This is a genomic window from Martinezella rhizogenes (assembly GCF_027460065.1).
Lineage (GTDB): Bacteria > Pseudomonadota > Alphaproteobacteria > Rhizobiales > Rhizobiaceae > Agrobacterium > Agrobacterium rhizogenes_C.
Window position 1 is genome coordinate 38846 of record NZ_JAPYZZ010000020.1, and the last position, 12931, is coordinate 51776.

Sequence of the window (12931 nt, forward strand, 5' to 3'; positions counted from 1 at the left end):
GTTTTATTGAATGCGAAAACCCATCCGTCACCGGATGGTGACGATCAGAGATCGACGTCGAGGATCGCCATGGAGAAGTTGTACGAGCGGTCGCCGTCTTCGTCATCGATGTAGACGACGCCGAGAAACTCTTCGCCCATATATACTTCGGCGGAATCATCCTTGCGCGGACGCGCCTTGACGATCATCTTCTCGTTGAAGGTGCGCTTGAAATAGGCGTCGAGTTTTTTGATTTCGTCGGCTTTCACCACTATTCTCCTGTGCGGTTCGGGTTGGGCCGCTTTTGGCATGGGACAAAGGCGAAAGTAAAGTGAAAGCGGCACATCGCCCATGTCTTTCCCATGGACGAGTGCAATATTCACGGCCTCTCAGATATCGGCCCCGATGAGCTGGTCCATCAGACGCGAGGGTTCGGAACACCCTGCTTCTCCCACCACCCGCGCCGGAACACCGGCCACCGTGGTCTTGGGCGGAACGGGTTTCAGCACCACCGAACCGGCGGCAATGCGCGAGCAACTGCCGATCTCGATATTGCCGAGAATTTTCGCACCTGCCCCGATCATCACGCCATTGGCGATCTTCGGATGGCGGTCTGCTCCCTCCTTGCCGGTGCCACCAAGCGTCACGCCATGCAGGATGGAAACGTTGTCGCCGATAACGGCGGTCTCACCAACCACCAGACCCGTGGCATGATCAAGGAAGATGCCCTTGCCGATGCGCGCGGCCGGATTGATATCCGTCTGGAAGATGCTCGATGAGCGGCTCTGCAGATAAAGCGCCAAATCCTTGCGGCCCTTCTGCAGCAGCCAATGGGCGAGTCTGTGGGTCTGGATCGCCTGGAACCCCTTGAAATAAAGCAGCGGCTCCATGAAGCGCGTGCAGGCGGGATCGCGGTCGTAAACGGCCTGGATATCGACGCGCAGCACACTTCCCCATTCCGGCCAGTCCTCCAGCATGTCCTGGAAGGTCTGGCGCAGAAGCACGGCCTGCATGTCGGGATGATCGAGGAGCTCGCAGATACGGTAGATCACACAGTCTTCGAGGGAGCGGTGATTGAGGATAGTCGAATAGAGAAAGGCTGAGAGCAGCGGGTCCTGAGCGGCAGCGCTACGCGCCTCATTCAGCAGGCTGCCCCAGATCGGATCGACGATCGCCAGCTGTTCCGGCTGACGGGCCTCAGTACGTGCGACCATGAATGGTCTCCTCGTTTGCAGTGGTCGTTCTTTATACAAAAAAAGACGCGCATTAGAAATGGGATTCGAATGACGACTTTAAAGACGGCAATGCTTCAGTTTTTCTTCATGCAGCATAAAAAACCGTTTCTTGCCGTCCCCGAGCGTTGCTGCATCTCCAGACGGAAAACCGGGTTCCTTTTTTCCTGGAAATGCTTGAGATCAAAGAGAGCGGTAAAATTCCAGAACCGCCGCTTTAAACACCCGGTCGCCAACGGCCAGCATATGGTCGCGGCCGGGAATGTCGATTGCCCGCGCATGCGGCATGATCGCGGCCAGTTCCGCGCCCGATCCGGCGATGTCGTCCTTCGTTCCAACCGCGATCAGTGTCGGCGCGTCGATCTTTTGTGCCTGTTCGCGCGTGACGAGAACCCGCGATGTCTCGATGCAGGCGGCAAGCGCCAGCCGGTCGCTTTTGGTCTGGTCGGCGAAGGCCCGGAACATGCGGCCACGCTCATGGGTGACCACATCGAGCGAAGGGGCAAGCAGCGCCTCGGCGATCGGATCCCAGTCGCCCACGCCTTCCACCATGCCTATGCCGAGCCCGCCGAAGACCAGCGACCGCACGCGCTCCGGATGGGCCATGGCCAAAAAGGCGGAAATCCGCGCGCCCATGGAATAGCCCATCACATGCGCTTCCGCGATGCCGAGATGATTGAGCAGCGCCACGGCATCCCCTGCCATGACCGGTGGATAATAGGCTTCCGGATCATGCGGCTTGTCGCTTGCGCCATGGCCGCGATTATCGATGGCGATCACCCGGTAACCCGCATCGCCCAGCGTCTTCACCCAGCCGGGATGCACCCAGTTGACATTGGCGCTGGAGGCAAAGCCGTGGATCAGCAAAACCGGATCGCCCGCCGGATCGCCCTCGTCGAAATAGGCAAGGCGAAGGCCGTCATGGGAAAAATCGGAAAATTGCGGCAGGTTGAGATTCATCAAGGACATCCTTTTTGCCGGACCATATGGCAGGAAAGCGCAAGATTGAACATGTTTTGCTGACGATTGTTATGGAGATGCAATGCGTTTGAGGCTACATATCCGCAACGACGGGCCGATGCGAGAAGACGGATTGCGGCTCGATAACGATATTGCATTTGGAGACGAACATGGCCGGGCATTCCATTCCCCACTTTCAGAACGATGGCGGACACAGCGTAATCGAGATCGGCGTCAAGGAATTCATGTGCACCGGCGCTTCCGTGCCTTACGATCATCCGCATATTTTCATCGATATGGGCGACGACAACGAGAAGGTCTGTTCCTACTGCTCCACCCTTTATCGCTACAATCCGTCGCTGAAGGCCGAGCAGACCAATCCTCCGGGCTGCGTCTTCCATGTGAAGGCCGCCTGACCTCCACTTTTGCTAATCGGGGCGCATCATGCCCATAAAATCCGTAGCCATTGTCGGTGCCGGCATTGCCGGTCTCACCGCTGCCCTTGCTTTTGCCCGGCACGGTATCGATTGCGACATCATCGAACAGGCCGGCGAACTGACCGAAGTCGGCGCCGGCCTGCAGCTTTCCCCCAATGCCGCCCGCATTCTGGCCACGCTCGGCGTCCTGCCTGATATAGAGGCCCGCTGGACCGAACCGGTCAGCGTCGATCTCGCCTCTGGAAAATCGCTGACCACGCTGCTCTCCCTGCCGATGGGCGCGGTCGCCCGCACACGCTGGGGCGCACCCTATGGAGTGTTGCACCGCTCGACGCTGCAAAGCGCGCTTCTCCAGGCGGTGACACGCAATTCGCTCTGCCGGTTGCATCTCGGCAAGCGCATCGAAAACGCGACGGTGGATGTCATTGCCGCAACCACATTCCGTGACCATGATCTGGTCGTCGGCGCCGACGGCGTCTGGTCGGCGGCCCGCTTTTCGGTCCCTTCCGCCCCCACCGCCACCTTCTCGGGCAATGTCGCCTGGCGCTTCACCGTCGCCGGAGACAAGGTGCCGTCCGCCTTCAACAAAACCGCCGTCACGGCCTATCTCGGCGCCCGCGGCCATATCGTTGCCTATCCGCTGAAGGAAGTCGGGGGCTTCAACATCGTCGCCATCGCGCTCGGCGCCGATCCCGGCGCGACGTGGCGGGCGGAATCGAGCGGGCGGCAGAAAGCCCTCCTGCTGGAGCAATTTCGCGGCTTCAGCCCTGACATCGTCCGATTGCTCGATTCGTCTGACAATCCGACCTTCTGGCCGCTCTATCAGGCCAGCCCCGGCCACTGGCACAATGGCCGCGACACGGTGCTGATCGGCGATGCGGCACACGCCATGATGCCTTTCGCCGCGCAGGGTGCGGCCATGGCAATAGAGGATGCGTTCGAACTTGCTGGAACGATGGCGGGCAGTAACGGCGAAAAGCCCCTGCCCGTGCCACAGGCCCTCGCGGCCTTCGAGGCGCTGCGCCTGCCGCGCATAGAAAAGGCCCGCAAGCGGGCCTCTCTCAATCGTTTTGCCTATCATGCCAGAGGCCCGGTCCGTATTGCACGGGACCTGGTATTTTCCACACGTCCCCCGGAAGCTTTCCTGAAGGACTTCGACTGGCTCTACGGCTATCACGCCAACGGCTGAAGGCTGGGCTCAGACCCCGGCCGCGGCTGCAAAACCGGCCTCGAGATCTTTCTTGAGATCGGCGACATCCTCGAGCCCGATCTGCAGACGGATGACCGGTCCTTCCGACGGGCCCTTCACAATCGTCCTGTCGATGAGCGATACCGATACGGCAAGCGATTCGTATCCGCCCCAGGAATAGCCGAGCCCGAAGAAGGTCAGCGCGTTAAGGAAGGCAGACGCCGCCTGCTTGTATTTGCCCTCCTCCGCCTTCAATACGAAGGAGAAGACACCGCTCGCGCCCTTGAAATCGCGCTTCCAGAGTTCATGCCCCGCAAAGCTCGGCAAGGCCGGATGCAGCACGCGCACGACGTCGTCGCGGCCTTCCAGCCATTGAGCGATATCAAGCGCGCTCTTCTGATGGTGTTCCAGCCTGATGCCCATGGTGCGCATGCCGCGCAGGATCTGGTAGGCATCGTCAGAGGTAACGCAGATGCCGAGATTGGTATTGGCCTGATAAAGCGCCTTCCAGTGCTTTTCATTGGCTGAGACGAAGCCCATCAGAACATCGGAATGCCCGGAGGGGTACTTGGTCGCGGCGTGAATGGAGACGTCGACGCCGAAATCGAGCGGCTTGAAATAGAGCGGCGTCGCCCAGGTGTTGTCCATGGTCACGACGCAATCGTGCCTGTGGGCGATCTGGGTAATCAGCGCCACGTCCTGAATCTCGAACGTATTGGAACCCGGCGCTTCCAGATGCACCAGCCTGGTGTTCGGCCGGATGAGCGCCTCGATTCCAGCCCCGATCGCCGGGTCGTAATACTCCACATCCACGCCGAGCTTCTTCAGCATCGTGTTGCAGAAACGGCGTGTGGGACCATACACCGAATCGACCATCAGCGCATGATCGCCCGCACTCAGATATGCAAGGAAAGGCACAGTGATCGCCGCAAGGCCCGACGGCACGAGAATGGTTCCGAAAGACCCTTCCAGCTCGTTGACCAGATTGCAGAGCGCATCGGTCGTCGGCGTACCATGGGTGCCATAGGTGTATTTCTGGTTTTCCGTCGAAAGCGTTTCTGCATCGGGAAACAGCACGGTAGAGCCGCGCACGATGGGAGGATTGACGAAACCGAAACAGTCCGCGGGATCGTTGCCGCCATGGGTCAGGCGCGTATTCACACCTGCGGCGGAAAGCAGGTCATTGGTCTTGGTCATTTCAGATCAGCTTTCGAAGGAACATTGACGCGTGCGACAATGCTGAGAGCGCAGCGCAAGGTCAAGTCCCGCAACGAGCCCCGAAGCGGGCCAATTGATCCATCACGACGCAGCATACAAGAAGTATACAAAATTCGTGCAAGTGCAATTTCTCGCAAAAATATGCTTATATTTTCACCCTTTGCACACTTCCCGACCAAAATTTGGAAAATTCCGTTTTATAGGCACAATTATTGTCCCCACGTCTTGACCCCGCTGCCAATTGCGATTGTGATAGAAAAAGCGGATCGAAAAGGTCTTGCTGAAGGGGGAGCTGGGGTAAAACAAAACATGCCGGTCCTCTTCCATCGACGATAACAAACAAAGGTTGGGAAAAATGAAAAAGGCAATTCTGTCGGCCGTCATCGGCGCAGCAGTTTTGGGAGGAGCCTCGGTCGCTTCGGCTGCGACGCTTCAGGATGTGAAGGGCAAAGGTTTCGTCACCTGCGGCGTCAGCGCCGGCATTCCGGGATTTTCCAATCCCGATGACAAGGGCGAATGGTCCGGTATCGACGTGGACTATTGCCGTGGTATTGCCACTGCGGTTTTCGGCGACCCTTCCAAGGCGAAGTTCGTCGCACTTTCGAGCAAGGACCGATTCCCGGCTCTCCAGTCCGGTGAAGTCGACGTTCTGACGCGTAACACCACCTGGACGATCAGCCGCGACACGTCGCTGGGTTTCAACTTCCGTACCGTCAACTATTATGACGGCCAGGGCTTCATCGCCAAGAAGGGCCTCAACGTGAAGTCCGCGCTTGAGCTTTCCGGCGCCGCCGTCTGCGTTCAGACCGGCACGACCACCGAGCTCAATCTCGCCGACTATTTCAAGACCAATAATCTCCAGTACAACCCGGTCGTCTTCGAAAAGGAAGCCGACGCAACCTCCGCTTATGATGCCGGCCGTTGCGACGTCTACACCACCGACCAGTCGGGCCTTTATGCAATCCGCCTGAAGCTGAAGAACCCGGACGACAACATCGTTCTTCCGGAAGTAATCTCCAAGGAACCGCTCGGACCGGCCGTTCGCCAGGGTGACGACCAGTGGTTCGACATCGTCAGCTGGGTTCACTACGCCATGGTCAACGCCGAAGAACTTGGCGTCACATCCAAGAACGTCGACGAGCAGAAGAACAGCGCCAACCCGGACGTGAAGCGTCTGCTCGGCACGGAAGAAGGCACCAAGATCGGTACCGATCTCGGCGTGACCAACGACTGGGCCTACAACATCGTCAAGCTGGTGGGCAATTACGGCGAAGTCTTCGACCGCAACGTCGGCGCAGGCTCTCCGCTGAAGATCGAGCGTGGCCAGAACGCGCTGTGGACCAAGGGCGGCCTGCAATACGCACCGCCGGTCCGTTGATCCGCCCCATCATCGGCTAGATCACGACAGGAGGCTGGGCAACACCCGGCCTCCATTTTAAAATTATATAAATAAGCTCGCAAAGAGCATATAAAAGGGAAAGGTGCCTATGGCAGGCAACGCGGTCAGTTCGCAACGATCGCGCGCGCAAAGCGCGTCGTCACTTATCAACGATCCACGCATACGCGGCATTTTCTATCAGGTTCTGACAGTCGTCATCCTGGCCGCCTTCGTCTGGGTCATCGTGACGAATACGATCACCAATCTTCAACGGTCAAACATCTCGTCCGGCTTCGGCTTCCTGAACGGAAGAGCCGGATTCGACATCGGCCAGTCGCTGATCGCTTATACCAGCGATGCGACCTATGGCCGGGCTCTGCTCGTTGGCATTCTCAACACGATCCAGGTCGCATTTTTCGGCATCATCGCCGCCTCGATCATCGGTTTCATCGTCGGTATCGCCCGGCTGTCCAATAACTGGCTGATCTCAAAGCTCGCGCAGGCCTATGTGGAAATCTTCCGCAACATCCCGCCGCTGCTCGTCATCTTCTTTTGGTACAAGGGCGTCATCTCGGTTCTGCCGCAGGCGCGTGAGTCGCTTGAGCTTCCGCTTGGAAGTTATCTCAACAATCGCGGCTTCTTCTTTCCCAAGCCACTCTGGGGAGAAGGCACCTGGCTGATACCGCTCGCCTTTCTGGTCGCAATCGTCATCAGCTATTTCGTTTATCGCTGGGCAAAGGCGAGACAGGAACAAACCGGCCAGCAGTTCCGAACCGGCATCACGGCCACACTTCTCATCATCGGCCTTCCGGCCGCGACATTTCTGGCGCTTGGCTCACCGCTGACATTCGACTTCCCGATTGCCGGGCGGTTCAACCTGTCGGGCGGCGCGGTCGTCGCACCTGAATTCATGTCGCTGTTCCTGGCGCTGTCCTTCTACACCGCCTCCTTCATCGCCGAGATCGTTCGCGGCGGCATCAAGGCTGTGGCGAAGGGCCAGACGGAGGCTGCGGAAGCACTGGGGCTTCGCTCCAGCACGACGACACGTCTGATCATCGTGCCGCAGGCGATGCGCATCATCATCCCGCCGCTGACAAGCCAATATCTCAACCTGACCAAGAACTCCTCGCTTGCGGTCGCTGTCGGTTTCGCCGACATCGTCTCCGTCGGCGGGACCATCCTGAACCAGACGGGACAGGCGGTTGAAGTTGTTGCAGTCTGGTTGGTTCTCTACCTCTCGCTGTCCCTGCTCACGGCCGTGGTCATGAACTGGTTAAACGCGAAAATGGCCCTGGTGGAGAGATAATCGATGACATTAAGCAATCATGCTTTCGTGCGTCATACCATTGAGGAAGCAAAACCCGCACCTTCGAGTGCGGTGGGCCTCTCCCATTGGCTGCGCACCAAACTCTTCGCCACGCCAAAAGATACCGTCCTTACGGTTCTGGCCATCGCTTTATTGGCCTATCTTCTGCCGCCGCTTTTCAAGTGGCTGTTCGTAGATGCGGTGTGGACCGGTACAGATCGCTTGGCCTGCCTGACATCCTCTCAGGGTGGTGCATTGCCAGATGGCGAAGCCGGGGCATGCTGGGCCTTCGTCTCCGCGAAATTCGGTCAGATCATGTTCGGTCGCTATCCGATCGACGAGCGCTGGCGTCCCATCCTGGTGATGGTGACGTTTGCCATTCTGCTGATACCGATGCTCATCCCGAAAGCACCGTTCAAGCGCCTCAACGCGCTGGTGCTTTTCATCATCCTGCCCTTTATTGCGTTTTTTCTGCTCATCGGCGGCGTCTTCGGCCTACCAAAGGTGGAAACGCAGCTCTGGGGCGGGCTGATGATCACCCTGATCCTGTCGTTCTTCGGAATAACGGTATCCCTGCCCTTTGGCATTCTTCTCGCCCTCGGGCGGCGGTCGAACCTGCCTGTCATCAAGATGCTCTGCGTGCTCTTCATCGAAGTCATCAGAGGCATCCCGCTGATCACCGTCCTGTTCTTCGCCAGCATCATGCTGCCGTTGTTCCTGCCCGACGGCTGGACCTTCGACAAGTTCCTGCGCGCGCTTGTCGGTGTGTCGCTGTTCTCGTCCGCCTATATGGCGGAGGTGATCCGCGGCGGCCTGCAGGCTATTCCCAAGGGACAATATGAAGGTGCTGACTCGCTCGGCCTGAACTACTGGCAGAAGACGAGGCTGATTGTGCTGCCGCAGGCGCTGAAGCTCGTCATTCCGGGCATCGTCAACACCTTCATCGGGCTGTTCAAGGACACGTCGCTGGTCTCGATCATCGGCATGTTCGACCTGCTCGGCATCGTTACACTCAACCAAGCGGATGCGAACTGGGCGACGCCTGTCACCGCCATGACTGGCTATATTTTCGCGGGCTTCGTATTCTGGATATTCTGCTTCGGCATGTCGCGTTATTCGCTGTTCATGGAACGGCACCTCGACACCGGGCATAAACGATAAGGGACGCTCAAAATGGCAGAAAACCAAGCAAAAAAACTGGCCGTCTCGACAACGGACGTGGCAATCGAACTCACCGGCATGAACAAGTGGTATGGCGATTTCCACGTATTGCGCGACATCAACCTGAAGGTCATGAAGGGCGAGCGCATCGTTATCGCCGGTCCTTCCGGGTCGGGCAAGTCGACCATGATCCGCTGCATCAACCGGCTGGAAGAACACCAGTCGGGTTCGATCCAGGTCGACGGTATTGAGCTTACCAACGACCTGAAAAAGATCGACGAAGTGCGTCGCGAAGTTGGCATGGTGTTCCAGCACTTCAACCTCTTCCCGCATCTGACGATCCTCGAAAACTGCACGCTGGCGCCGATCTGGGTTCGCAAGATGCCCAAGAAGGAAGCCGAAGAAGTGGCGATGCACTATCTGAAGCGCGTCAAGATCCCCGAGCAGGCGCACAAGTACCCCGGCCAGCTCTCCGGCGGTCAGCAGCAGCGTGTGGCGATCGCCCGTTCGCTCTGCATGAAGCCGAAGATCATGCTGTTCGACGAACCGACCTCGGCGCTTGATCCGGAAATGGTCAAGGAAGTGCTCGACACCATGGTCAGCCTTGCCGAAGACGGCATGACCATGCTGTGCGTGACTCACGAAATGGGCTTTGCCCGCCAGGTCGCAAACCGCGTCATCTTCATGGATCAGGGCCAGATCGTCGAACAGAATTCGCCCGCCGAATTCTTCGACAATCCGCAGCACGAGCGCACCCGGCTGTTCCTCAGCCAGATTCTGCACTAAGACTGCAGTCATCATCAAATTATCCAGCGGGGCCGTTTCGGCCCCGTTTTCATTTCTGGAGACCTGCTGAAATGACTATTTCGACACACGAGCGCAACGATTTCGATTCCGTGATTCCACCGCTCTCGAAGCGTCAAAGGCACAAAAATGGCCGCGGCGCCGCAGTTTAACCATTTGTTACGAAACAAGAATCCTTGTTTTTCAGGGCTTCTGGCCACCCATGTCATTTTTTTGTCAAATCATGCATTTTTCCGCTTGCAGACCTTCGGGAGCCTGACTATAAGGGCGCCACACCACAAGCGCACGCGCCCTTCGTCTATCGGTTAGGACGTCAGATTTTCATTCTGAAAAGAGGGGTTCGACTCCCCTAGGGCGTGCCACTTGCCTTCGTGTTCTCCCCTCCGAAAATCTCGATCCCGCCTCCAACGTCGCGAATTTGTCGCCCGTCATCATTGCTGCGGAACCGATTCCCGCGCGGCACGTTAGAATGGCGTCCCCCCGATGGAAGGCAAGCCGGATGAAATGCCATCGGCCAGATCAACCGGCTTGCCTTTCCCATCCCCCGACCACAGCGCCTCTTCGTCCCAGACCGCAGCTTGATGCCAGCTAAGGGTTGGAATCCGCTTCCCCGGTCTCGCACGAGACACGAGCACGTTTGCGCCCACACGGCGATAGGGGCGATATTTCAAGGTCTTGACCGGATCCGCCGTAGTTTTCCACAGCGCTTTCAGCGTCCATAAAAAAACTCGTCTCGAAGCGCAAAAAATCAATTTTTCCGCTTGCAGACCTTCGGGAGCCTGACTATAAGGGCGCCACACCACAAGCGCACGCGCCCTTCGTCTATCGGTTAGGACGTCAGATTTTCATTCTGAAAAGAGGGGTTCGACTCCCCTAGGGCGTGCCACTTGCTTCTCCAGAAAAATCAAACACCTGCATTAAGATGTTAAAGCATCGCGTAAACACGACGGCCCGCATCTGATGCGCCTGTCCCAGGCACTTGTTTCCGTAAAATTCAGGATTATTCGGCAGCCCCTGTCAGGGCGCGAAAGCCGCGTCCAGCACGCGTAGTTGAACACGCCTCTGGCCCTGCCAGAGATCGGCACCCACTGTTCCAGCCACGTGAATATTCCTGCCACGCGCATTCAGCAGCATCTGCCCCAGAGGCGCTTCGGCAGCGCGGAAGGCGATACCGTCCAGCCGCGATCCATCCATGGCCTCCAGCGTGATCTTGACGTGGGCTGTGCCCACAAGCCGCACATCGCGCAGGCGGTGCGCCGGCACGGCAAAGATCGGCTGCGAATGGCCAGAACCATAAGGACCAGCCTGCTCCAGCTGATCGACAAGCTGCAAAGTCGCGCCTGACGCGCCAATGGCGCCGTCGATCTTCAGGACGCTGCTTTCCACCAGCTCGTTCACCGTCTTTGCGGCAGCTTCTTCAAAGAAAGTCCTGAGCTTGCCTAGATTGGCTCGTTCCACCGTCAGGCCGGCCGCCATGGCATGGCCACCGCCCTTGACCAGCAACCCCGCCTCCACGGCGGCGCGCACCATGCGGCCCATATCGAAGCCGTTGATCGAGCGGCCTGAGCCGGTGCCCTTACCGGAAGGATCAAAGGCAATGGCGAAAGCCGGACGGCGGAAACGGTCCTTCAGGCGTGAGGCAAGCAGACCGACAATGCCCGGATGCCAGTTCTCGCGCGCCGTGACGATGACGCCCGCACCCGAGCCGTCGCCATATTCATACAGTGCCTCGGCTTCGGCCTCCGCCAGCATCGCCGCTTCCATGGCCTGCCGTTCGCGGTTCAGTTCATCCAGCCGCTCGGCAATCACCTCGGCTTGCGAAGAATCATCGATGGTCAACAAACGACTGCCCAGCGCGGCATCGCCAATGCGGCCGCCGGCATTGATGCGCGGCCCGATCAGGAAGCCGAAATGATAGGGTGTAACAGGCCCACCGAGACCCGCCTTCTTGAACAGCGCCGCAAGCCCGGCATTGTTCATGTGGCGCGCGGCAATCAGCCCCTTCACCACATAAGCGCGGTTCAGCCCTTTCAGTGGCACCACATCGCAGACTGTCGCAAGCGCGACGATATCAAGCAGTGACAGCAGATCGAGCGTGAAGGCCTGCCGGTTACGCTTGTCCTTCAGCAGCCGCAACGTGGCCACCAGCACCAGAAACACCACGCCCGCGGCACAGAGATGCCCCTGCCCCGAAAGATCGTCCTCCCGGTTGGGATTGACCAGCGCCACGGCCGGCGGCAGTTCCGTGCCGACCTGATGGTGATCGATCACCACCACATCCGTTCCGGCGTCCTTCGCGGCCTGAAGCGATTCATGACTGGTGGAGCCGCAGTCGACGGTCACGATCAGCGTCGCGCCATTGGCGGCAAGCTGCTGCATCGCCGCCGGGTTCGGCCCGTAGCCCTCGAAAATGCGGTCAGGAATATAGATTTCCGGCGTCAGGCCGAAATGCGCCAGAAAGCGATACATCAGCGCCGAAGAGGCAGCGCCATCAACATCGTAATCACCGAAGATCGCCACCTTCTCGCCGGTCTCGATGGCGCGCACCAGCCGCTCGGCGGCCTTTTCGCAATCGGTCAGCACATGCGGATCGGGCATCAGGGAACGTATGGTGGGATCAAGGAACGGCAGGGCGTCATCGACACCGACGCCGCGCCCGGCCAGCACCCGCGCGATCAATTCGGGAATGGCGTGGACCTGGGACATCGCGAGTGCACGGTTTTGCCCGGCCTGATCCAGCCGCGACACCCAGCGCTGTTCTGTCGCCGACCGCTCCACGCTTAAAAACGCGCGGGCCACAGTATCGGCCGGCTCCAACATTGCCATCCTGTCCCTTCATCCTGTCATGCGCGTTCAGCGCCTTGGTTAGAACGGGCTAAATGGCGAAGGCGCGTTTTTCAAGCAAAAACGCGCCTTGATGGAGTCACACCGAAAAAATCGAGAAAAACGGGCTGACGATCGACACTGCGCCGACCAGCAGCAGCAACGAGAAAACGGCGAGCGAGCACCAGTTGCGCTCATGCTCGGCAATGTCGAATTCCATGCTGCGAATATTGTCGTTAGCAGTGTGCGGACGCGCCCGGTGATGGGTAGCCAGCACGCCTGCGCGCTTATTGTCCTTGAACAGGATGATCGATGTCACGGCCACGCCTCCCTCGCTTGGTGAACATGATTAACCATAGGGCCGAATCGTGTCGTATTCCAGCGGTTCCGAGACCATTTCCTCAAATTTTGTGACAGCTGAAAGCTGGTAGTTTCGGGGGCGTT

General features: G+C 58.6%; 12 protein-coding genes and 2 tRNA genes. 8 read left to right on the forward strand and 6 right to left on the reverse strand.

Going from position 1 to position 12931, the window contains the following annotated elements; genetic code table 11:
• Nucleotides 1-44 precede the first annotated feature (44 nt).
• The 3 genes from O8B93_RS23430 to O8B93_RS23440 form a co-directional block, all read right to left on the reverse strand.
• Nucleotides 45-248: a DUF3126 family protein gene (locus O8B93_RS23430; RefSeq protein WP_080825055.1), complete on the reverse strand. Its 204-nt coding sequence runs from the start codon at nt 246-248 to the stop codon at nt 45-47.
• A 120-nt stretch (nt 249-368) separates the two neighbouring features.
• The gene (gene cysE / locus O8B93_RS23435) at nt 369-1193 is read right to left on the reverse strand and encodes a serine O-acetyltransferase (RefSeq protein ID WP_269712243.1); all 825 of its coding nucleotides are present in this window, start codon (nt 1191-1193) and stop codon (nt 369-371) included.
• 201 nt (nt 1194-1394) lie between these two features.
• Nucleotides 1395-2171, reverse strand: coding sequence for an alpha/beta fold hydrolase (locus O8B93_RS23440; RefSeq protein ID WP_269712244.1), 777 nt, complete (start codon nt 2169-2171; stop codon nt 1395-1397).
• Nucleotides 2172-2341: 170 nt separating this feature from the next.
• Here O8B93_RS23440 and O8B93_RS23445 point away from each other — a divergent pair, with 170 nt between their 5' ends.
• Both O8B93_RS23445 and O8B93_RS23450 read left to right on the forward strand, forming a co-directional pair.
• Nucleotides 2342-2587, forward strand: coding sequence for a zinc-finger domain-containing protein (locus O8B93_RS23445; RefSeq protein ID WP_035223329.1), 246 nt, complete (start codon nt 2342-2344; stop codon nt 2585-2587).
• Between the two features lie 28 nt (nt 2588-2615).
• Nucleotides 2616-3797: an FAD-dependent monooxygenase gene (locus O8B93_RS23450; protein WP_269712245.1), complete on the forward strand. Its 1182-nt coding sequence runs from the start codon at nt 2616-2618 to the stop codon at nt 3795-3797.
• A gap of 9 nt (nt 3798-3806) precedes the next feature.
• On the opposite strand, the gene O8B93_RS23455 is transcribed toward O8B93_RS23450, so the two are convergent.
• Nucleotides 3807-4994 (reverse strand): cystathionine beta-lyase, encoded by a 1188-nt coding sequence (locus O8B93_RS23455; RefSeq protein WP_269712246.1) that lies wholly within the window; start codon nt 4992-4994, stop codon nt 3807-3809.
• A 376-nt stretch (nt 4995-5370) separates the two neighbouring features.
• On the opposite strand from O8B93_RS23455, the gene O8B93_RS23460 reads away from it, so the two are divergent.
• From O8B93_RS23460 to O8B93_RS23485, 6 genes are all read left to right on the forward strand, one after another.
• The gene (locus O8B93_RS23460; RefSeq protein WP_269712247.1) at nt 5371-6393 is read left to right on the forward strand and encodes an amino acid ABC transporter substrate-binding protein; all 1023 of its coding nucleotides are present in this window, start codon (nt 5371-5373) and stop codon (nt 6391-6393) included.
• A 109-nt stretch (nt 6394-6502) separates the two neighbouring features.
• Nucleotides 6503-7699 (forward strand): amino acid ABC transporter permease, encoded by a 1197-nt coding sequence (locus O8B93_RS23465; protein ID WP_269712248.1) that lies wholly within the window; start codon nt 6503-6505, stop codon nt 7697-7699.
• 3 nt (nt 7700-7702) lie between these two features.
• On the forward strand, nt 7703-8860 hold the full coding sequence (locus O8B93_RS23470; protein ID WP_269712249.1) for an amino acid ABC transporter permease: 1158 nt from the start codon (nt 7703-7705) through the stop codon (nt 8858-8860).
• Between the two features lie 12 nt (nt 8861-8872).
• Nucleotides 8873-9646 (forward strand): amino acid ABC transporter ATP-binding protein, encoded by a 774-nt coding sequence (locus O8B93_RS23475; protein WP_269712250.1) that lies wholly within the window; start codon nt 8873-8875, stop codon nt 9644-9646.
• A 305-nt stretch (nt 9647-9951) separates the two neighbouring features.
• Nucleotides 9952-10026, forward strand: a tRNA-Glu gene (locus O8B93_RS23480).
• A 449-nt stretch (nt 10027-10475) separates the two neighbouring features.
• A tRNA-Glu gene (locus tag O8B93_RS23485) sits at nt 10476-10550 on the forward strand.
• A gap of 131 nt (nt 10551-10681) precedes the next feature.
• Here O8B93_RS23485 and recJ read toward each other — a convergent pair.
• Both recJ and O8B93_RS23495 read right to left on the reverse strand, forming a co-directional pair.
• Entirely contained in the window at nt 10682-12490 is a 1809-nt protein-coding gene (gene recJ / locus O8B93_RS23490) for a single-stranded-DNA-specific exonuclease RecJ (protein ID WP_405049086.1), read from the reverse strand.
• A 97-nt stretch (nt 12491-12587) separates the two neighbouring features.
• Nucleotides 12588-12812, reverse strand: a complete 225-nt coding sequence (locus O8B93_RS23495; RefSeq protein WP_309568516.1) for a hypothetical protein — start codon at nt 12810-12812, stop codon at nt 12588-12590.
• Nucleotides 12813-12931: the final 119 nt, after the last annotated feature.